The 21,034-nt window shown below is 36.3% G+C and carries 17 protein-coding genes; 6 read left to right on the plus strand and 11 right to left on the minus strand.

What is annotated here, in order from left to right; genetic code table 11:
* Positions 1 to 77 precede the first annotated feature (77 nt).
* Positions 78 to 1,067 carry a lysylphosphatidylglycerol synthase transmembrane domain-containing protein gene (locus tag CES88_RS12970; RefSeq protein WP_290735068.1) on the plus strand — a complete coding sequence of 330 codons (990 nt, stop codon included), beginning with the start codon at positions 78 to 80 and terminating at the stop codon, positions 1,065 to 1,067.
* Here the strand turns inward: CES88_RS12970 and CES88_RS12975 are convergent.
* From CES88_RS12975 to CES88_RS12995, 5 genes are all read right to left on the minus strand, one after another.
* Entirely contained in the window at positions 1,060 to 1,680 is a 621-nt protein-coding gene (locus CES88_RS12975; RefSeq protein WP_290735070.1) for a hypothetical protein, read from the minus strand. The two genes, CES88_RS12970 and CES88_RS12975, sit on opposite strands and share 8 nt — an antisense overlap.
* Positions 1,681 to 3,480: a translation elongation factor 4 gene (lepA, locus tag CES88_RS12980; protein ID WP_290735072.1), complete on the minus strand. Its 1,800-nt coding sequence runs from the start codon at positions 3,478 to 3,480 to the stop codon at positions 1,681 to 1,683.
* 137 nt (positions 3,481 to 3,617) lie between these two features.
* On the minus strand, positions 3,618 to 4,829 hold the full coding sequence (locus CES88_RS12985) for a PAS domain-containing protein (RefSeq protein ID WP_290735076.1): 1,212 nt from the start codon (positions 4,827 to 4,829) through the stop codon (positions 3,618 to 3,620).
* Position 4,830: 1 nt separating this feature from the next.
* Positions 4,831 to 5,526 carry a TrkA family potassium uptake protein gene (locus tag CES88_RS12990; RefSeq protein WP_290735079.1) on the minus strand — a complete coding sequence of 232 codons (696 nt, stop codon included), beginning with the start codon at positions 5,524 to 5,526 and terminating at the stop codon, positions 4,831 to 4,833.
* Positions 5,527 to 5,563: 37 nt separating this feature from the next.
* Complete coding sequence (locus CES88_RS12995) at positions 5,564 to 7,051, minus strand: TrkH family potassium uptake protein (RefSeq protein ID WP_290735082.1); 1,488 nt, start codon at positions 7,049 to 7,051, stop codon at positions 5,564 to 5,566.
* 302 nt (positions 7,052 to 7,353) lie between these two features.
* Here CES88_RS12995 and CES88_RS13000 point away from each other — a divergent pair, with 302 nt between their 5' ends.
* The 3 genes from CES88_RS13000 (at position 7,354) to CES88_RS13010 (ending at position 10,591) form a co-directional block, all read left to right on the plus strand.
* Positions 7,354 to 8,475: a hypothetical protein gene (locus CES88_RS13000; protein WP_290735088.1), complete on the plus strand. Its 1,122-nt coding sequence runs from the start codon at positions 7,354 to 7,356 to the stop codon at positions 8,473 to 8,475.
* A gap of 64 nt (positions 8,476 to 8,539) precedes the next feature.
* Positions 8,540 to 9,391: a tetratricopeptide repeat protein gene (locus CES88_RS13005; RefSeq protein WP_290735091.1), complete on the plus strand. Its 852-nt coding sequence runs from the start codon at positions 8,540 to 8,542 to the stop codon at positions 9,389 to 9,391.
* A gap of 9 nt (positions 9,392 to 9,400) precedes the next feature.
* The gene (locus tag CES88_RS13010) at positions 9,401 to 10,591 is read left to right on the plus strand and encodes a helix-turn-helix domain-containing protein (RefSeq protein WP_290735094.1); all 1,191 of its coding nucleotides are present in this window, start codon (positions 9,401 to 9,403) and stop codon (positions 10,589 to 10,591) included.
* On the opposite strand, the gene CES88_RS13015 is transcribed toward CES88_RS13010, so the two are convergent.
* Entirely contained in the window at positions 10,584 to 11,732 is a 1,149-nt protein-coding gene (locus tag CES88_RS13015) for an LptF/LptG family permease (RefSeq protein ID WP_290735096.1), read from the minus strand. The genes CES88_RS13010 and CES88_RS13015 overlap by 8 nt on opposite strands.
* 116 nt (positions 11,733 to 11,848) lie before the next feature.
* On the opposite strand from CES88_RS13015, the gene CES88_RS13020 reads away from it, so the two are divergent.
* The gene (locus CES88_RS13020; RefSeq protein ID WP_290735100.1) at positions 11,849 to 13,369 is read left to right on the plus strand and encodes a leucyl aminopeptidase; all 1,521 of its coding nucleotides are present in this window, start codon (positions 11,849 to 11,851) and stop codon (positions 13,367 to 13,369) included.
* Positions 13,370 to 13,412: 43 nt separating this feature from the next.
* Complete coding sequence (locus CES88_RS13025) at positions 13,413 to 13,886, plus strand: tRNA (cytidine(34)-2'-O)-methyltransferase (RefSeq protein WP_290735103.1); 474 nt, start codon at positions 13,413 to 13,415, stop codon at positions 13,884 to 13,886.
* A gap of 143 nt (positions 13,887 to 14,029) precedes the next feature.
* Here CES88_RS13025 and CES88_RS13030 read toward each other — a convergent pair whose 3' ends face one another.
* The 5 genes from CES88_RS13030 to CES88_RS13050 all read right to left on the minus strand — a co-directional run bounded on the left by CES88_RS13030 (position 14,030) and on the right by CES88_RS13050 (position 20,900).
* Positions 14,030 to 15,277 (minus strand): hypothetical protein, encoded by a 1,248-nt coding sequence (locus CES88_RS13030; protein WP_290735107.1) that lies wholly within the window; start codon positions 15,275 to 15,277, stop codon positions 14,030 to 14,032.
* Positions 15,278 to 15,452: 175 nt separating this feature from the next.
* Positions 15,453 to 16,559 carry a hypothetical protein gene (locus CES88_RS13035; RefSeq protein ID WP_290735110.1) on the minus strand — a complete coding sequence of 369 codons (1,107 nt, stop codon included), beginning with the start codon at positions 16,557 to 16,559 and terminating at the stop codon, positions 15,453 to 15,455.
* Between the two features lie 155 nt (positions 16,560 to 16,714).
* Entirely contained in the window at positions 16,715 to 17,845 is a 1,131-nt protein-coding gene (locus CES88_RS13040; protein WP_290735112.1) for a hypothetical protein, read from the minus strand.
* Positions 17,846 to 17,981: 136 nt separating this feature from the next.
* On the minus strand, positions 17,982 to 19,484 hold the full coding sequence (locus CES88_RS13045; protein ID WP_290735114.1) for a lytic transglycosylase domain-containing protein: 1,503 nt from the start codon (positions 19,482 to 19,484) through the stop codon (positions 17,982 to 17,984).
* A 120-nt stretch (positions 19,485 to 19,604) separates the two neighbouring features.
* Positions 19,605 to 20,900, minus strand: coding sequence for a dicarboxylate/amino acid:cation symporter (locus CES88_RS13050; RefSeq protein ID WP_290735117.1), 1,296 nt, complete (start codon positions 20,898 to 20,900; stop codon positions 19,605 to 19,607).
* Between the last annotated feature and the right edge of the window lie 134 nt (positions 20,901 to 21,034).

Here is a 21,034-nt window from a genome sequence, read left to right on the forward strand (position 1 = left end):
CACTTTACAATAGCACTAATATCATTAAAGATAGAGGGAAAAGACAAATTCCTTGCACCGCAAGACTAGGCAAACCAATGATTAAAACATTGATAAAATTTCTCGTTGCAGCACTTCTGATCGGCTGGCTTCTAAGCAGTGGAAAACTAGATTTTTCCCTTGTCAACAGGCTTATTCACGAATCAAATAACTGGATATATGCAATTATACTTATTATCATTCAAATCAATCTCGCCAGCTTTAGATGGAGAGCGCTACTCAAGACAAGATCTAACGCCAGCCTTCCACCTTTTAAACTTATGAGTTTAAACTGGATTGGACAATTCTTTAATACATTTCTCCCCGGAGCAGTCACCGGAGACTTAATAAAGCTAGTCTATGCAAGAGATCTAGATAAATCACTTCCAAAAACATTTCTCATCATGACAGCTCTCATCGATAGAATACTGGGGTTAGTTGGTCTTATATTTTTAACAGGCGTTTTCACTATTATTAACTATCAAGACATGATTGCTCTTTCTCCAAAGATGAAAACTCTTCTGCCTTTTAATGCCCTTCTTTTCTTAGGGGCTATTTTCTTTCTAGTATCTCTCTTTCTACCAGGAAAAGTTCAAGGATCTATTCTCACTTTAACAAAGAAGCTTCCACTCGTTGGAATAAAAATAGCTTCAATACTTGAACAAGTATGGAGCATTGGTAAGAACAAAAGCGCTGTTATCTTTGGGGTTGCCCTAAGCTGCGCACTACAATTTTGTAGCGTCTTTTCCTTTTGGCTAGTCACCGAACCTTTTCTAACGATAAAAGTTCCGATAGGACAGCTTTTAACTTTCATCCCAATTGGAATGATATCAACAGCAATTCCAGTTTCTCCAGCAGGGCTTGGAGTTGGTCACGTCATCTTTGAAAGACTATTTAAACTTGTAAATATTGAAGGTGGAGCTTCCCTCTTCAACCTCTTCTTTCTCTTAACTGTTACAACGAATTTACTGGGAGTAATTCCTTACCTTCTCAGTAAGAAGCATACGATTAAAGAAGCTGACGATTTTGAAAATTCTGAAGTTAATTAAAAACAAAAATAGACTTAGCATCTAGATGCCCATATCTATTCCACTTTGTCTTAAGCGATTCTACGCGAAGTAAGAATTCTACTTCCTTCTTGCTATCATTTAGCAATCTAACCTTCTTCCCCTCTTTCTTTAAAATATTCTTTATTTCACCAGGAAGAAGACAGAGGCCAGAGAGAGTAAAGAACTCACCTTCTGTTTCAATCACTCTTCCAATAAAGAGATCATTCTTAATAAGTGAAGGAATGATGGCCCTTTTTGAGAGAGTAATTTTTCTATTATGAACAATATCTTTTAAGACGTGTTGCTTTCTAAGGTTACGCCCTTGATATTCGTAAATTGAATGCTTGATTGTTCTTAGCGCCTTAGAAATATTATCTTCAACTGTATTTTCAGAAACATAGTTCCAGATAGGACAACCATCTTCAGAAACAAATTGGAGAAGATACCAGTCATTAAAAGCAGACATTCTACTTTCATAGTCTTCATCTTCTTCAAAGACTTGTCCAGTTAAGGAGAAATATAAATTCTTCGCTTCCAGCATTGTATCAAAGTGCTTTCCGTTACTATAAATTTTAAGAGCATTACCTAAATGCTCCATCACTGATTCAATCATCTAATCATCAACCTTAAGTACTGCTAAGAATGCCTCTTGAGGAATCTCTACATTTCCAACCATTTTCATTCTCTTCTTACCAGCTTTTTGCTTTTCAAGAAGCTTTCTCTTTCTAGAAATATCCCCGCCGTAACACTTAGCAAGTACGTTCTTTCTAAGGGCCTTTACAGTTTCTCTAGAAATAATTTTTGCACCAATTGCCGCTTGAATAGCGATATCAAATTGTTGCCTATCTATAATTTTTCTTAATCTTTCAACAAGAACTTTTCCCTTACTATAAGCATTGTCTCTATGACAGATTAAAGAGAGAGCATCTACTTTTTCACTATTTAAGAGGATATCAACTTTAACTAGATTTGAAGGCTCATATCCTTTAAAGTCATAATCCATTGAGGCATAACCCTTAGACATCCCTTTTAACTTATCGTAGAAATCAAAGACCATCTCACTTAAAGGGAGATCGTAAGAAACCTGAACTCTATCTTCAGTAATATAGTTTAAGTCTGTTTGAATTCCTCTTCTCTCTTCACATAATTTAATAATTCTTCCAACAAATTCATTTGGAACGTGAATAGAAATTTTCACGTATGGTTCAGAAATAGATTCAAATTCACCTGGCTCTGGTAGATCGGCCGGATTTTCAACATCAATATGTGTTCCATCTAAGAGATCTACTTTATAGGAAACTGAAGGTGCCGTTGAAATTAAGTTTAACTCGAACTCTCTTTCAAGTCTTTCTTGAATAATATTCATATGCAGAAGTCCTAAGAATCCACATCTATATCCAAAACCAAGAGCTCCTGAGGTTTCCGGCTCATAAGTAAATGATGAATCATTTAATGCGAGCTTTTCTAAGGCCTCTTTTAGATTCTCATAATCAACTGATTCAACAGGGAAGATACCACAGAAAACCATTGGCTTAACTTCTGAGTATCCTGGAAGGTTTGGAGTATTCTTCTTCTTTGCGTGAACAACAGTATCGCCAATTTTCACATCGCGAACCGTTTTAATTCCGCAGATAAGCATCCCTACTTCACCTGCTGCAAGTTCAGTAACTTCTTCAAAGAAAGGAGTGTTAACTCCCATTTTTAAAACTTCATATTCTTGATCTGAGAACTTTAAGAAAATTTTATCTTTCTTCTTCAGTGTTCCTTCCATCACTCTTACTAGAACAACAACCCCTTGATAAGGATCAAACCATGAATCAAAAATTAGGGCCTGAAGATCGTTGTCACTACTTCCTGTTGGGTGAGGGATTTTTTCAATAATAGTTTCTAAGAGTTTGGCCATACCAATACCAGACTTAGCAGAAACTTCATCTGCTTCCATGGCATCAATTCCAACAATATCTTCAATTTCTTGTTTTACTTTATCTACATCTGCATGAGGGAGATCGATCTTATTTAATACTGGTACGATCTCTAAATCATTTTCCATGGCCATATAAACATTGGCCAAAGTTTGGGCCTCTACCCCTTGAGAGGCATCAACTACTAGAAGTGCACCATCACACGAAGCGAGAGATCTAGAAACCTCATAGGAGAAGTCCACGTGTCCCGGAGTATCAATTAGATTTAAATAATAAGTATTACCATCATTGGCCAAGTACTTTAAACGCACAGTCTGTGCCTTAATAGTAATTCCACGCTCTTTTTCAATATCCATATTATCTAAGAGACGGTCTTTTCTTTCGCGCACGGAAACAGTCTTTGTCTCATCGAGAAGTCTATCTGCTAAAGTAGATTTTCCATGATCAATATGAGCGATAATTGAGAAGTTTCTGATGAATTTTTGATCCATTATATTTTTGCCTATTAGTCTATATGCTGCTTTAAAACATCATATATTAACCAATTTTTAGGCATTTAAAAAGACTAGAGGAGAGAAATAAGTAAAATAAAACTCTCCTCTCTGCGTCACGCATCAAGACATTGATTTTATACGTGAACATCCGTCGATAGAACCATTAAGTAGTAATCCATCGAACTTTCCTTCCCTCTAATTGGAATAACGTTCCCGTACCCACTAAAGATATTTTCTTCAACTTCAGCTTCTCCGTTCTCTAGCTTCGCTGAATCATCTTCAACAACTGCAGAGCTCTCTCCTTCCGCTTCCACTTCCTTTAGCTTCTTCTTCGGGATCACGATATCAGCATTTTCAATCTTACTTCGCCTCTTAATAGCTAATTGATAAGTTGAAATTATCGATTCAGGAATAAGAGTATCACTCATGGTTTTACCAATAACGTCCTCTGACTGAACTTGAAGTAAAGAATAAAGCCTAGAATTCATATAGATGATTTGATTATTTGCATTGGCCAGAAGTACTGGCTTCTTTACAAGGTTTGCGAGAGCATCAAACTTTCTATTCTCAAGAGAAATTCGATCAGTTCGGAGTTCTTCAAAAACTTTAAAGGAATGAATCATCTTATTCATCTCTCTTGCAATTTCTCCAATTTCATCATCCTGAGAGTAGTAGATCGAAACGTCAAAGTTACAATCTTGAAGCTCTCTAATCGCATCTTTAATTTTCTTAAATGGAAGAGCAATCTTCCCTGGAACAACAAGACCTAAGATAATCGTTCCAAGAAAACTGATGATTAAGGTAATCATCATATTTCTCTTAGTCTCATTAATGATCTTCTTTATTTTCTTATCCCGCTCTACTGACTGGAAGTATTGAATATCTTGGAACTCGCTAAAGGAATCTAAAATTTTATCGGCTAGATCTCCAATAGAGGCCATTCCAATATTATCCCGGTGAAATAGAGACGCTTTTCCTAGAACAACTTTTAAAGAGTCTACATAAGACTGCATCTGGGCCACAACCCTTTTTACATCGGGATCTCTGTAGAGAGAATCTAGAGTTTGAAGCTGTGAAGTGAAGCTATCACAAAGGTTCACAAGCTTTTCAACAAGTTCAGGTGAAGCTTTCTTTGAAAGAATTCTTCTTTGGTACTTGAGAATTGATACTGCTGAAATTCTAATTTCATCTGTCAAAAGAGATACTCTATTTGATTTCACAGTAATTGATTCGATTTCCTTATTTAAAGAATTCAAATGAAAGAAAACGGTGAACCCAACAACGAGCACAACAAAACAGGCGATGATAAAACTAGCGGCTACTCTATTTTTTAGTGATAAGTTCAAGTTATCCCTCCACTAAGTCTGCAAAGAGTTTATTAAAATTCTTCTCACTACCGACAAGAACAATAATATCATCAGACTCAATTACATCCATTGGCATTGGACAATCGTTTATTTCAACTCTGTAAGCAGATTTACCATCCTCTGCAATATATGGAATTTTCTTTTGAAGGGCCACCACGTTTAGGTTGTAAGTCTGTCTGATCTTACTTTCAACAATAGTCTTTCCTTCAAACTTCTTTCCAAGCTTAAGTTCAACAATTGAATAACCTGCAGAGAAATTATATCTCTGCATGACGTGAGGAGCGACAATCTTTGAAGCAATAATCTCGCCCATTTCTTCTTCTACTTTAATAATTTCAGAAGCTCCAATTTCTTGCAGAACATGCTCATGAAGTGTTGAGGTTGCACGAGCAATAACTCTCCCTACCCCAAGCCTTCTAAGCATCGTCACCGCGAGAATACTCATCTCAATATGATCTCCAATGGCCACCACAGCAACGTCAACATCGGAAATATTCACAGAGCGAAGAGATCTCTCATCTGTCACATCGAGAGAAACTGCGTGAGTCACACGATCTTTAATTTTGTCTACTAGTTCATCATTCTTATCAATTGCAATAACTTCAGCTCCCTTTTCAAAGAGTCTCACAGCAGTTTTTGCTCCAAATGTTCCTAGTCCAATGACAGCAACGATCATAATTTTTCCTTATTAATTTTTTTATATAAAAACATATCTAACCAATCATTATTCTACCATCAGGGTAGTCTATTTTACCTTTATCTCTATTTCTCTGACCAATTGCTAAAATCAGCGTTAAAGGCCCTATTCGTCCAATAAGCATTAAAAGTGAAACTGCAATTTTTCCCATCATTGATAGATAAGGAGTAATCCCAAGGGTTAGTCCTACAGTTCCAGACGCACTAATCACTTCAAAGAATATGGGCAGAAAAGATTGTTCAGGCTCTAGCTTCATAAGTATTAGAATAAAAGAACTTGTAATTAAAATAGAGATAAACATTAAGGCCGTTGCACGTACAACCATTGGAGAAGGTATTCTTCTATCTAGAACAGTAACTTTCTTATCACCCTTAAGCGTAGATTTAATCGAATAAAAAAGAATTGCAAGAGTTGTCGTCTTAACACCACCAGCAGTTGAGCCCGGACTCCCACCGATAAACATAAAGAGAGTCATCATATAGATAGTGTACTTATGCAAATTCGTAAGAGGTATCGTATTAAATCCTGCAGTTCTAAGTGTTACTGATTGGAAGAAAGATATTTGCATCTTCTCCCAGAGCGTATACGAATCAAGAGCATTTAAAAATTCTCCGAAGAAGATAAAGAGTGTCCCTACAACCGTTAAAACTATTGTTGTCACGATAACAATTTTAGAGTGAAGCCCTAGTCTAACGAGCTTCTTCCCTTTAGTTATAACTTCACTTAATTCTTTTAAAACAATAAATCCTAAACCACCGAGAATAATTAGAATTGCGATTGTTCCATTTACTAATGGAGAGCCTGCATAGCTCTCCAAGGAGTTATTAAAGAGACTAAAGCCTGCATTACAAAAAGCTGAAATACTATGGAAGAATCCGTAATAGAGAGCTTTTCCAAACTCAAAGCCTTCAAAAGTAAACGCAATAGTAAGAACGATCCCTCCCCATAATTCGATGAGAAAAGTATATTTTATAATATTTACGATCATAGCAAAGAGCTCCTCTAAAGAAGAAACATCTAAGAGATCTTGCATAATAATTCTATCCTTCATTCTCATCGATCTTCCAAGAAGAATTGCCATCGATGAATAAAGGGTCATTATTGATAACCCACCAATTTGAATGAGGGCCAAGAGAACAACTTGTCCAAAGACAGATAAATTATCTTGAACGGATAGAGTACTTAACCCCGTCACGCAAGTTGCCGAGGTCGCCATAAAGAGGCCATCCACAAAAGAGATACTCTTTCCATCAACGGAAGAAACAGGAAGCATCAACAAGAAAGTTCCGAGAAAAATAACCCCTACAAAAGAAAACAAAACCATCTGCGCTGGTCGTAGCCTGAGACCTTGAAATAAGTTTTGCTCATTTCTCACCTTCTCTTCTTTAACTTCGTTTACATCGTCATAGAGAGCGAGAATTGAAGAAAGCAGATGAGCAGAAGCTAGCCAAAAAGCAAACTCTATATCTCCCCACGTAATTAAGAGTGGTATAAAAACAACCATTGAAAATATATATCTCCGTAGGAAGTCTTCGAGACCTTTTGAATTTCTAAAATTATTTAAGACATTTATCAACAAGACGAAAGGAACAATATAGGCAGCATATTGGATAATATTACTGACTAAATTTATATCCCAACTCGCAGGTAATTTCTTTATAGATCTCAACGAGTATAAGAATATAAATAACCCGTTAAAAATGAATTCCAAAAGAAATGGTAATTTTTGTGATATTTTTCCCATAAGACTATGATAATACTAAAAGTGAAATCCTTTTATAAGTTACTTTTTACCCGTTGGATATTATGAAGAAAGTAGAATTTACTATCGACCACATCGATCCCCTTGGTCAAGGAATCAGTAAAACTGAAGATCAAGTATGTTTTATTGAGAAGACTCTCCCTGGTGAATCTGGAAAAATTACTCCTTTAAAGTCTAAGAAGAAAGGTCGGTTAATCTTCTCTAGAGCTGTGGTAGAAGACCTTTCCCAAAAATCAGCCAATAGAATCGAACCTGAATGCCAACACTTTTCGCAGTGCTCTGGCTGCCACTTTCTCCATACGAGCTACGATAATGAATCTCAAATAAAAAAAGAAGTCGCAGGCAGAATGTTTGAACGTTTTCCTCAACTAAAGAGCGAACTAGAGTTCATTAAGGCCCCAGACCGGTTTTACTATAGAAATAGAATACAACTCCACTACGACAAAGATTTAAAGAAATTAGGTCTCATTGATTCACTAAACTCAGAAATTATAGAAATTAATAAGTGTATGGTTGTAAATACCAATGTCTCTAAGGCCTTAGGAGATCTCTATCAAGATAATCACTGGGAAAAGTTGGTTAAATTTGAAGCTGCAAAGGGTCATATTGAGATTTATGAATTAAACTCTAAAATTCAATTCACCATAAATAAACGCTACGCCGAAGGAGGCTTCACTCAAGTTAATGAAGTCATGAATGCTAAAATGCTTTCACATCTTGAAGCGCAAGTGAGAAGCAATATCTCTAAAGACACCTTACTCTTAGACTTATTTGGTGGAGCAGGAAATCTTTCCAAGAACCTCGAAGAGTTTGAAACCTATGTGGTAGACGGATTCCCGCCAACTGTGATGAATTTTAAGCCACACCAAAACTTTCAAGAAATTAATCTCTATCACAGAGATGCAATTGATCTTATTGAAAAGACGGCGGCCAATAGAAAAGTTGCCATCATTTTAGACCCACCAAGATCTGGATTAAAAAACATTGATGAACTTATTTCAAAGCTAAACCCTACTCACATTTTTATGATTAACTGTGAAGCTTCATCTGCAGTAAGAGACCTCAAATCTATCTCTCGAAATTTTACTATTGAGAATTTAACAATCTTTGACCTCTTTCCTGGAACAAGACACTTTGAGACCTTTTCTACATTGCGATTTGGTTGATTTAACCTATTCAAAGAAGTACAATAATTACAATTAGACACAGATGTCTTTCTTTGGAGCAAAAATGAAATTTGCAAATAAAATTTTCATACTAACAGTACTTCTTGCGTTCACTTCATGTGCTACTCGAAATAAACTTTCTAAAACACCAGAAGAAAAAAAAGCTGAGCTATTCTACTCACACGGAACATCTAAATTACTCCAGCAAAACTACAGAGAAGCTCTCAAATATCTAAAACAAGCTTACGAAATTAATCAAAAAGATACGAAAATTTTAAATAATCTTGGAATGAGCTACTACTTTCTAGGTCAAACAGCGACAGCTTTTAAATATCTCAATCAAAGTTTAGAGATAGATAGTAAGAACTCTGATGCTCTTAATAATCTAGGCTCACTTTATTTCAAGAATAAAGAGTACGATAAATCACTTAAAAGCTATGAGAGCGTTTTAAAGAACCTGACTTACCAACACCAGTATAGAACTCACTATAATATTGGTCTTATTCACTTAATAAAAGGGAACAAGGACAAGGCCAAGGAAAACTTCCTATTATCCAATACTCAAAATCAAGATTACTGCCCGGCTAGTTTTGAGCTGGGTAAGCTATATCTTGGGGAGTATAGATACAATTCTGCGCTCAAATGGTTCAAAGAAGCTTCCAAAGGGAAGTGTTATGAAAACCCAGAGCCTATTTATATGCAAGCAATTACCTATCTACAGCTAGAAGAGACTTTTCAGGCAAAAGCTAAATTTCAAGAAGTTATAGAACGTTTTTCCTCTACTAGATATTCAACTCTAGCTCACTTAAAATTGAAGAATATGAAAAGTGAACAAACATTGGAAAAACAAGCGAGTGATAAGATTACTCCTATAAAAGGAAAGAGTTCTAATCAATACGATAGTCCATCTTTCTAAGCAAGGCCTATGAACACAGAACAAAATAGTGAAGAAGTGTCGACTAACGAGAGTGTTGCATCTAACGAGGTGGTAAGTAAAATGACAATTGGTGAATTCCTACGCTCGGCAAGAGAAGAGAGAAATCTCTCACTCAAAGTCATCTCTCAACATACTAAGATTTCTGTCACTATTTTAGAAAATATAGAGAATAATACTTTTGAAAACTTACCAAGCAAGGCCTACGTCATTGGTTTTGTTAAAAGCTACTCTAAGACCATTAACTTAGATGAAGCCGAATGCCTAAAGCTCTTAAATGAAGCCTACGGCGGTAAGCCCCAACCCACGACTCAGTCAGTTCAAGCACCACTTAAAGGAACTCCTCCGACGAATCCTCCAGTTGAAGCGAGTTCATCTAAAGAGATTCCTTCTCAGTACCTAACGATAGCAGGTGTCTTCGTTGCGCTTGTCATTCTCTTTGCAATTGTCATTAATAATACAAATAACAATCCAAGAGAAGAAATCGTAGCTGAAGAGCAAAGTCTTGAAAAAGAAGTTAATCAAACTCCATTAGTCGATGTAAAGCCTCAAGAAGTTTCAGAGAATACTCCACTCACACAGCAACCTGAAGTCGAAGAACCATCTACCGAAGAAGAGGTCGTGGTAGCGGAAGAAACTGAGCCTGAGCCTGAGCCTGAAGTTGAGGTTACAGCTACTGAGCCTGTTAAAACGGAAGAAATTAAAGTAGAGGAAACAAAAAAAGAAATAGTAGAAAAGAAAAAAGAAGAAACTAAAATTACACTTAGATCTCTTCCAATGCCTTTATATGAAATCTCAAGCGATAAAGAGGTTTACACATATCTTCCAGAAAGTATTAAAGCTGCTCTAATTAAAGACAAGCAAAATATTTTCATTAATGCCGTTGATGGCGATACTTGGATTACTTACAAATCAGATAATGACGATATTAAGAAATTTGTTCTAAGCAAGGGAAGAACTCTTCTTATAAGAGGAGATATTGTTCGAATTTTCCTTGGTAATGTAAATGTAGCGAGAATATTTCTAAACAACAAAGCGCTAGAAATAACTTCAAGATCTGGTGTTAAGTCTTTAATTTTTCCACAAGAACAGGCGAAAAATTACAAGCTACCACTCTTTATTTATCCAAAGCCAGGGCAAGTTATCACTTCTTCAGAGTATGAAGAAAGTCTTTCTAACTAGCCCAATCCAATTTCTTATAGAAGTATCCCCCAACGATTGCAGCAAGAATAGTTGGGGTAAAGACAACAACGTAGGCCGGAACGATTCCCTTCCTGGCCAAGCTTACTCCCAAGAAGAATATTGTATAATAACTCAAAAGAACTGCTAGAGCACGCCCAGAAGTATTCTTACTCTTCCCTCTTCCGTGCTTTATGCCTAGAGCGAAACCAACTAAGACAAAAACTATACATTGAATAGGCGTATTAATTCTCGACCATAATTCCAATTTTGTTTTAGACATTGAGACCTCAGTGTCTCTCTTTGAAAGTTTTTGCTCCTTGGCCCTCTTTGTCGCAGCTTCGATTTCTTTTCTAAGCTCTGAGTTAGTTCTCATTCCATCTTTTGTTACAAAATTATTAACAGCTCCACCTGAAGCCAGTGGAAAGTCATACTCTTTAAAAAGTATCTTTTCTAAATTCTTCTCAGAATCTTTAAAGCGTTTAACAATTGTCCCGTTTGTTAAATGAAGCCTCACGCTCGGCACTGACCATTCATCATTTCTCATTTTTATAAGAGCACCTTCTTTGGCCGTTACAACTTGCTCCAATAAATTTCCTTTTCCCTCTTGCTGAATAAAGACGTTATACATCTTCCTACCCTTATCGATAACGGTATCAGCAAAGAGAGTCACTCCCGCGACTTCAGTAAAGAATTGTCCTTCTTTAATGTCCGTAAGAACACCTCTTGAAGTTAGTATTACAATCGTATTTTTAAACTGAGTTTTTGAAGCTGGTATCACCTTATTATTCAAGGAATAAACACAAGCTCCGATAAATAGTGCTGATATAAGAAAAGGAAGAAAGAGCTTGGATTTGGTCAGCCCAAACGAGCGCATTGCAACGATTTCAGAGTCCTCGCTTAGCTTATTTAAGGTATAAATAGTGGCGAAGAGGCACGAAAGAGGCACTGCCATCGGAATAAAAGAGATTGCAATATGACCCATGAGCTCAAATACTAGCGTCCACTCCACTCCCTTACTAATAACAATTTTAATGATGCGAAAAAGCTGAAAAGTCAGCAGAAACGCCACAAAGAAGAAGAGACTCATGGTAAATGGAGCAATGAAGTTTACTGCGAGATAGCGCTGAGTAATTTTAAGCATGAACTATATAACCTTCTTCAATTTTGGCATTCTCATATGATCATGATAGTTTAACTCGCGAAGATATATTTCACAACTAATGACCCTACGGGTCGAACAATATAAAGGAGAATTCCATGAAATACACTCTTAATCTTGGAGCTAAAGAATTTTCAAGCGACAATGTCGTTCTAGTGTCTGCATTTGAAAAGACTATTGAAGCTAAGGGAAAGACTAAAGAATCTAAGGCCATCGTAAATACACATTGGTCAAAAGAAATCAAAGCTGCTTTTGAGAAAATTAAAACTTCTGTAGACTTCACAGGAACTGCAGGAAGTACTTACACTCTTCACTTGGAAAACGGAACGACAGTTCTAGTTTACGGACTTGGAGAAAAGAAAGCTGTAACTTTTGAAACTCTTAGAAACCACTCTGCAAAAATCTACAAAGCTATTGCTGCAAAATACAAAGAAGTTGCGATTCAATTTGATGGTTTTACAATTAAGAGTAAAGCTGATGAGTCACTAAATGCAATGGTTGAAGGTATTTCACTAGCTGACTATAAATTTGATCGTCACTTTGTAACTAAGACACCTGCAAAGTTAACAGAAATTACTTTTGATTCTGCTGCAAAGAAAACAGGTCTTAAGAAATTACAAAAAACTTTAGATGATACACTTGTTGTAACCGAGTCTATTAACGTTGGTAGAAATTTTGTTAACGAAGCACCAAATATTCTAAGAAGTACAACTTATGCAAAAGAAGTACTTGAAGATATTAAAGGAACCAAAGGCGTTAAGTCTAAAGTTCTTGGTAGAGCTGAACTTAAGAAAGAGAAGATGGGATTATTTCTATCAGTTAACGATGGTTCAGCATACGAGCCACAACTTGTTCACTTAACATATACTCCATCTAAAATGACGAAGAAAACAAAGCACATCGCTCTTGTTGGAAAGGGACTAGTATTTGATACAGGTGGATATTCTTTAAAGCCATCTGGATCAATGGTTAATATGAAATTTGATATGGCAGGGTCTGCAACTGTTTACTCTGCTTTTAGAGCAGTAGCAAAGCTTGGTCTTGACGTTAAAATTACTTGTATCCTTGGTATGACTGACAACGCAGTTAACGAGCATGCAACAATGCCAGATGCAATTGTAAAAGCTAGAAATGGTCTCTCTGTTGAGATCTTAAATACAGACGCAGAAGGTAGACTCGTTCTTGCAGATTGTTTAGACTACGCTTGTGATCAAAAACCAGATGCAATCATCGACTCTGCAACTCTTACTGGAGCCGTTCTTGTTTCTCTTGGTAATCAAGTTTGTGGAATCATGGGTAACGATCAAAAACTTACAGACAAAATCTTAAAATCTGCAAAGAATACTGATGAGTACATGTGGCAACTTCCAATCATTCAAGAGTTTCACGATGACTTGAAATCCCCTGTGGCTGATCTTAAGAATATTGGTGGTTCAAGCTTTGGTGGTTCATCAAAAGCTGCTGCTTTCTTATCAAAGTTTGTTAAGAATGATATTCCATGGGCCCACCTTGATATCGCAGGAATTGGTGACAGCCAAGGTCATAAGGCCTACTGTCCGACAAAAGGTGCATCAGGGCTTATTGTTAGAACACTTGTTGATTTCCTAAAGAACGCATAATTAAAATTGCGCCTAGAAATTTTCTAGGCGCATATACACTTCTATGAAAAAACCACTCTTTAAAATTGTTTTAAATGCTCCAGAGATACCAGGTAATACTGGCTCTATTGGCAGAACGTGTGCGGCCCTAAATTTAGAGCTCATACTCATTCATCCACTTGGCTTTGATATCTCAGAGAAGGCCGTAAGGCGTGCAGGTCTCGACTACTGGGACTCAATCAAGATAAGTGAGTACCAAAGCTTCGATGAGTTTCTAGAGACTGAGAAGCCTAGTTTAGAAAAACTCTTCTTCTTCACAAAGAGTGCACAGAAAAATATTTTTGAAACAAGTATTCAAGAAGATTCATATTTAATTTTTGGAAGTGAAAGTACAGGTCTTCCAAAAGAACTATTATCTAAATACCCTAGCAATCAAATCTCTCTTCCAATTTTAAACGAAAACATTCGATCCCTAAATCTAGCAAGTATCGCAACCGCCGCAAGCTACGAAGCCATCCGCCAAATCCAATTCTCATAGGTACCACGCACCTTATGTTATGAGATATGCGTTAAGTAGTTAAATATACCATTAGGTACGTGGTACCTTTTGGCCTTTTGGGTGTGGAAATAAAAAAGGACCGCAAAAGCGGTCCTTAGATATTAACAAATTTTAAAATAAAATTAGAATTTGTAAGTCATCCCAACTCTTGTAAGAAGATTATCAAGAGCAAGAGTTCCTGTTTCAGCCTGAGCAGCTGCAGTTCTACTTGAACTAGTTAAACCAACAAATCCATCAATTGATAGGTTTCCAAATAATAAAGTTGCTCCAGTACTTACATTTGTACTATTTGCGATCTCAGCCTTACCATCTGTAGTTGAACCATTATAAGCTCCAAGCGCTGCATACTTAAGACCATTCGTTCCAGTCTCAGTTCCAACAACTGTGCCAAGGTTTTTAGACTCTGCCGTTCCCATCAAATTATGAGTAACAGATCCTCTAAGAACTAGCCAAGAAGTTGCTTGAGCCTCGTAACCTACAGTTAAAGGAAGAGCATTTCTTGTAAGCTCTGCTTTACCAGAAGCATACTCAAGTTCAACATTTAATGAGTTATACATTGCTTTAACGAATACAGTGTCTGTTTCATTAACTTTAATAGTTCTACCTGCTCCAACGAAGTATCTTGTAAAACCACCATCAGTCTTTACACCTGCAGCTTGGTTACCACCAGTCTGCTCCCAATCAAATTGCTTATAAGAAGCAAATACTTTTAGGTCATCAAATTTATATGAACCACCAAGTTGAAAACCAAGTTTTCCATCAAACTTTGTCGGAGTCGCAATATTTTTTCTTTCAGACTCAGAAGCAAGAGAGATATTTGCAAAAGCTTCCCACATATCTTTTTGAGCACCAAGTCTCATCGCCATCCCCTTATCTGAAGAGTTAGCAGCTGTGTTGGCTTCATTCTTATCATTTGTATAAACAAAGCTTGCACCCCATTTAATTCCTGAAGTAGTTTCAGAACCAACAAAGATATCAGTTTGGTTATCTGAACTAGCAAGGTAACCATTTGCAAAAGTGTCTGGAGAAGCTAGAACTCTTAAGAATGTAGAAACATTTGATTCGTTACCTAGATAGATACCATAAACAAAGTTTCCAGATCTCTTAAGAAAACCACCCATTGCCTTTGGAGAAGAATCAGTATCTAAGAATGATGAATTCCCTGCACCATTTCCACCCCATTCTAACATAAGAGTATCTGCATAGTTATTTACATAAGAAGCATTTGTAAAGATTGATCTAGAATCTTCAATGAAGTAATGATCTTCTGTTTCTTCACCTAATGCTAAAATTCTTGCTTTTGAAGCTAGTGCAGCTGTAGAAGTCAATCCCATGACTACGGCAGCAGTTAATCCTAAAATCTTTTTCATCCAGTTTTCTCCTGAAAAAGTTAATATTAATTTTAAATTAAATTCTTAGTTATATTGTCTGTGCTTAAAGTATTTCTGTCAAATTTTTTAAAGTAATTTACTTTTGATTTTCTTGCAAAAAAAAGCCCCGCATAAAGCAGGGCCATTTTTTATTTAAATTATTTTGTAATTTAAATTAGAACCAGTAAGTAACACCAACTCTTGTAAGCACGTTATCAAGTGCAAGAGTTCCGTTTTCTGACTGAGCCGCAGCATTTCTAGCGTGGCTAGTTGTACCGATTGATCCGTCAACTTTAAGCTTACCAAAGTTAAGAGTTGCACCAGCACTTACGTTAGTAGTGTTAGCTTTAGTATTCTTGTTAGTTGTAGTTGTCTTAACTTCTCTATTGTTAATAATAACATTTTGAGAAACAGAACCTCTAAGAGTTAACCATGAAGTTGCGTCAGCTTCGAAACCAAGAGTAAGTGGTAACGTAGTTTCTTTAGTTTCAGTAGTTGTAGTTGTTTTTGTTTCGTCTTTTTCAGAAACAAATTTAACATCCATATTTAATCTTGCAGTTGAAGATACTTCGTGAATTCTACCAACACCTACAGTAATAGCAGTGTAAGTTTGCTCAGTTTTTGCACCTGAAACAGTATCATCATATCCATCAGTGTCGTAATCAACAAAAATCTTAGTTCCATTTAGGTTGTAAGAAGCACCAAGGTTAAGACCGTTAGCTTCGAACTTGTCAGCTGCTGCTGCTCCACCTTTTGACTCATCAGAAAGGATAATGTTTGCGTAACCTTCAATGTCACCCATCATCATACCAAGACCTAGACCAAAGTTAGAATGTTCCTTCTTAAATGTACCAGCATTTTCAGTGTTACCATTTGCATAGTGAACTCTCGCTCCCCACTGAACACCCATGTCTCCACCAAAGAAAAGATCTAAAGCGTTATCGTGTGCCTGGTAAGCAGTTCTTGATGAGTTTTGAGAATCGATTTGAGATCCCATGTAAACACCGTAGTTAAACGATCCCATTTCTCTAAAGAATCCACCTTCTGCGTGTGGTGCAGTTGTTGAATCATCAGTAGTATTAGAAGCAGTTCCCCACTCAGTAGTGATGTAGTTCTTGTGAGTGTTTACTTTTGCAGCGTTTCTGAAGACGTTTCTTGCATCTTCTACGTAGAAAGAACCTCTGTCGTCATTTTGACCAAGAGCTTCTAATCTTGCTTTCGATGCGAAAGCACTTGTTGAAAGTACAGCTAAACCAGTTGCGATTAGGATTTGTTTTTTCATCCAATCTTCTCCTTGAAGTTTGAGATTACATTCCATGTGTAATCTTTTTTTATTAATATGCATAAACTGCAATAAAATATTTTTCTCAATTAATCTTAATTTTCATTGTCTTTAAAAAATTTGTCAACACCCTAAAATCATTTGTTTAAAAAAAACTAAGACAATAAATTCTTAACCTGTGACAAAACTTTCAACCCACGAGCGAGATGCGTCAAGCACGTACAGGAATCTGCGTCACTATTTTTATTCTGATCTTCATAGTAGAAAGGTGCACTACTGCTAACGAAGAATGCATTATTCAAGAACTCTTGCCCTTCTAAAAAGAAGCTATCGTCAAAATTCAGACTATGAGTATTCTCTGTTAAAACAATAAATTCTCTCGCATTTATTTCTTTAAAAGAAGGATAAATTTTTTCTAAATTTCTTTTTAATAATCTTATTTTCTTAGAAATATCCTCTTCATTGGTATCATTTGCATCAATGAAAGTTAAAAACTCTCCTGTTTGCCCTCCAGTTTCTAAAGAAACGTCAGAGAATTCGCAAATAAAGTGCCCCCATTCATGAGTATAACTAAGAGGTATTAAGAGAGTTTCCCTTTGCTCTGTTAGCTCTTTATCAAATTCTAATTTTATATGTAGAGCACATGGCGTTTTAGAGCTTTCAACAAATTCAATGAATTCATTTGAAATTTTTTCTTTGTTAACGGCTTCCTCATAGAATTTCCAAGGAGACTCTGCCCAAAATATTCTCTTCGTATAAATCTGAGTACCATTAGAACATTCGATAACCCAAAGATCACCTTCTTTAAAAACCTTTGAATAAAGGAGTTCAATTTGATTCTCTCTCACTTCAGTGTAAAAATTTTCTTCAGTTATAAAAGGAAAGATTTTATTTAAACTATAACTAGCAGCAGGAGTTGTATAGAACTCCTCTCCCCACAATAGTGTTTCAGATTTTCCTCTTCCACCAAATGGTTTGAACTTCATGTCTTTATAGAATTTTGAAGTTTCTGTTGATTCTTCTATTTCTGCATATTCAAAAGCACTCTTAATATATTCAATATTCTCTTTTCCTCTAAGTATGCTAGGACCAAGAAATATTGCATTCTCACTATTTAAAATTTCCTTTGTTAATATTTTCGTATTCTCAGAAGAAAACTTTGTCTTGAGAAAATCGTAGGTCGCGAGGGCAAATAGATCTCCCCCCAAAATTAAATTATCAACTTCAACTTTAGTGATGTCTTTAACTTCTTCTTTTTTTAATTTCTTTAAGTCTGAATAGGCCATATATGTCTCTATGTAATATCAAATAATGTCAGTTATGATCGAATATTACCTCGACGACTTCTCCATTGTCATCTCTATAACGAAAGAAACCTGCTTGATGCAGGTTCCTAATTAAATACTGATTTTTTATTTTCTACTATCTGATGGCCAACTTATCCCCGGCCCTAATCTGTCTTCTATTAAGAATCGAAAGATTTGAGACAATAAGTGTATCTAGGTTTGTCTTAGTTTTTCTGGCCACTGACCAGAGAGAATCACCTCTTCTCACAACATACCACTTCGAAGGATTCACAATTCTCGTTCCTCGAGATTTTGCAACACGAAGTCTCTTTCTATAATTCTTTCTTCTTACAACAACCTTACGAGGCTTTTCATAGAGATCTGCATACATTGCATTTTTTCTGGACTGTCCTTCTCTAAAAGGAAGTAGAATCTCACTTCCCTTCTTCAAATTCTTATTTGCTCTAATGTCATTAAGTGAGCTTAAAACATAAGGAGATTTTTTAATTTTAAACTTTCTTGCAACATCATTTAAACTCGTTCTATTCCCACGAATTTTATACTTTTGAAAAGCAATCGCTTTATAGTCCTTACCCGCACAACAAGCAGTGTAAGTGTCTTTAAGTCCTGCAGGAATACGAAGAGTGTACTTATCTTGCGCTGGAGGAGTAAACCATCTCAAAATTTCAGGGTTTAAGTATTGTATATCTTCTAAGTCTAACCCCATATCTTTTGAAAAATCTACTAAGTCTGTTCCACCTGGAACTTCAATTTCTTCAAAGTCGATTGGATCGTGAAAGTCAATTTCATTAAATCCGAAAACTTTTAAATTCTTTCCAATAATTGCGAGGGCCATAATCTTTGGAACATAATTCTTCGTTTCCGGCTTTAAGTATCGTCCCTTTCTTAAATTCCAAAAGTTCTCAGTCTTATATCTTCTAATTGCTCTACCAACTTTTCCTTCTCCAGCATTGTAAGCTGCAGCGGCAAGTTCCCAAGATCCAAATTCACTATATAGCTTCTTTAAATATTTTGAAGCTGCAACTGTTGCTTTAAATGGATCTCTTCTTTCATCAACATACCAATCAATTTTTAAACCAAACCTCTTTCCAGTGTAAGGCATGAATTGCCAAGGCCCAACTGCTCTTGCCCACGACTTTGCTTTAGTTTGAAAACCAGACTCGGCCATTGCTAAAAAGATTAAGTCTCTAGGAAGCCCATTATCTTCTAAAATTTTTCCAAGTAATGGAGCATACCTTCCCCCACGCGCAGAATATCTCTCAAAGAAACCTCTACCTCTTGTTAGAAAGTAATTTATCCACTTCTTTGTTGCAGCATTATAAACAACAGGAATATCAAAATAGTAATTATCTAGTTTTAAATGTTCAGCGCCATAAAGAAAGTAAGTCTTTCCATCGTAATCAGCAGGATTGATTTCAGCACTTCCGGCCATTGAAGTATTTGTATCAAAGTTGGCAATAGAATCTCTTGCGTCATTGGCCCAAGTAAGGTGCTTTGAGAGAACTTCCTCTTCCTTGCTTTCAACAACTTCTTTCTTCTCTACTTGTTTTAAATTCGAACATGAGAGTAAGAAAGTAGATAAGAATATTTGTGTGAGAATTGCTTTAGATATTTTCATAGTTCTCTGAAATCCTTTTTTGATCTTGAGCTAGCAGCTTAATGCCCATTCTATCTATTGTCTAATGAAGAGCTTCCCGAGTCAATCGAGAAGACCTCTTCATATTTCAATATATTTTAATTAGTTAACGGAACCTTCTATCAGAGAGTTAGAGTCCCCTCCCGAGAACTCATTATTATCCATCATCGAATCGACAACTATTGTACCCACACAATCACCAAATACATTAACAGTTGTTCTAAACATATCTAGAATTCTATCGACGGCGAGAATAAGTCCAATCCCTTCAATTGGAAGACCTACGGCTCCAAGAACAATACTCATCGTAATTAGTCCTGCTCCAGGGATAGCAGCAGCACCAATAGCAGCGAGAGAAGCCGTCATAAAAATTACGACTTGCTGACCGATACCTAATTCAATTCCATAAACTTGTGCAATAAAGATCGCAGCAACTGATTCATAGAGAGCTGTACCATCCATGTTAATTGTCGCTCCAAGAGGTAGTACAAACTTCGCAGTATCTTTTCTAACTCCTAAATTTTCCTCTACACAAGTCATAGTGATTGGAAGAGTTGCAGCTGAAGAAGAAGTTGAAAAAGCAGTAAGAAGCGGTGAACTTAAACTTTTTAAAATAAACATTGGAGATTTCTTCATTCTCCAAGAAGCAATTGCCATTAGAGCAACAGCGTGCAAGAGAAGACCAATAATAACTGTCGCCATATATTTAGAGAGTGAGACAATCGCTGAGAACCCCGTTCTTGCCATTATATCCATCATCAGAACAAAAATCCCAATAGGAGCAAACTTCATAATAACGTGAGTAAGTCTTAGAGTCATCGCTTCTAAACTCTCCATGAAGCTTACTACAGGTAGAGCTTTCTTTGGCATATAGAGAGCAACTATTCCAAACATTATGGCAAAGACAATTACTTGAAGAACAGTAGAAGTGGCCATGGCTTCAAAAGGATTTGTTGGAATCGCATTAACAATAACATCGAGAATTGTTTGATAGAGCCCCTTGGATTGAGTGACCTGCTGATGCATAACTTCCGAAAGTCCATGTAAACCTGCAGATTCTTGAATTCCTTCAACTCCTACCCCAGGGTTAATGAGGTTAACCATTATAAGTCCGAGAAAAACAGCGAAGGCAGTAGTTAGAAAATAATATCCAACTGCTTTTCTTCCCATAGAGCCTAAACTCTCAGGAGTTCCAAGGTGGTACATGGCCATGAAAATAGAAGAGAGAACAAGTGGAACGATGACCATTTTTAAAAGTCTGATAAAGATTGTTCCAATAGGCTTTAGATAGGCTGCCATTTCTCCATGCCCACTAAAGTAGAGAGCTAATCCTGCGATAAGTCCCGCAATCATAGCAATTCCAATGAGCTTTGCTTCTTTCTTAGATGCTTCCTGCATTTATTTCCCCTTTATACGAATACAATATTTAAATTTGCTAAAATATATTTATGTTAAATCATCCAATTACTTTTATTATGATTTCCCTAAGTATCGTTCTTCTCATGTCGACGCTAATTCTTAGTTTAGGAAAT

Origin of the sequence: Halobacteriovorax sp. JY17 (assembly GCF_002753895.1) — a bacterium.
Taxonomy (GTDB): domain Bacteria; phylum Bdellovibrionota; class Bacteriovoracia; order Bacteriovoracales; family Bacteriovoracaceae; genus Halobacteriovorax.

Bases quoted from the DNA above. Each gene is read 5' to 3' on its own strand.
- CES88_RS12970 (WP_290735068.1), top strand. From the start codon at position 78: ATGATTAAAACATTGATAAAATTTCTCGTTGCAGCACTTCTGATCGGC.
- CES88_RS12975 (WP_290735070.1), bottom strand. From the start codon at position 1,680: ATGATTGAATCAGTGATGGAGCATTTAGGTAATGCTCTTAAAATTTAT.
- lepA (WP_290735072.1), bottom strand. From the start codon at position 3,480: ATGGATCAAAAATTCATCAGAAACTTCTCAATTATCGCTCATATTGAT.
- CES88_RS12990 (WP_290735079.1), bottom strand. From the start codon at position 5,526: ATGATCGTTGCTGTCATTGGACTAGGAACATTTGGAGCAAAAACTGCT.
- CES88_RS12995 (WP_290735082.1), bottom strand. From the start codon at position 7,051: ATGGTTGTTTTTATACCACTCTTAATTACGTGGGGAGATATAGAGTTT.
- CES88_RS13000 (WP_290735088.1), top strand. From the start codon at position 7,354: ATGAAGAAAGTAGAATTTACTATCGACCACATCGATCCCCTTGGTCAA.
- CES88_RS13005 (WP_290735091.1), top strand. From the start codon at position 8,540: ATGAAATTTGCAAATAAAATTTTCATACTAACAGTACTTCTTGCGTTC.
- CES88_RS13010 (WP_290735094.1), top strand. From the start codon at position 9,401: ATGAACACAGAACAAAATAGTGAAGAAGTGTCGACTAACGAGAGTGTT.
- CES88_RS13015 (WP_290735096.1), bottom strand. From the start codon at position 11,732: ATGCTTAAAATTACTCAGCGCTATCTCGCAGTAAACTTCATTGCTCCA.
- CES88_RS13020 (WP_290735100.1), top strand. From the start codon at position 11,849: ATGAAATACACTCTTAATCTTGGAGCTAAAGAATTTTCAAGCGACAAT.
- CES88_RS13025 (WP_290735103.1), top strand. From the start codon at position 13,413: ATGAAAAAACCACTCTTTAAAATTGTTTTAAATGCTCCAGAGATACCA.
- CES88_RS13030 (WP_290735107.1), bottom strand. From the start codon at position 15,277: ATGAAAAAGATTTTAGGATTAACTGCTGCCGTAGTCATGGGATTGACT.
- CES88_RS13035 (WP_290735110.1), bottom strand. From the start codon at position 16,559: ATGAAAAAACAAATCCTAATCGCAACTGGTTTAGCTGTACTTTCAACA.
- CES88_RS13040 (WP_290735112.1), bottom strand. From the start codon at position 17,845: ATGGCCTATTCAGACTTAAAGAAATTAAAAAAAGAAGAAGTTAAAGAC.
- CES88_RS13045 (WP_290735114.1), bottom strand. From the start codon at position 19,484: ATGAAAATATCTAAAGCAATTCTCACACAAATATTCTTATCTACTTTC.
- CES88_RS13050 (WP_290735117.1), bottom strand. From the start codon at position 20,900: ATGCAGGAAGCATCTAAGAAAGAAGCAAAGCTCATTGGAATTGCTATG.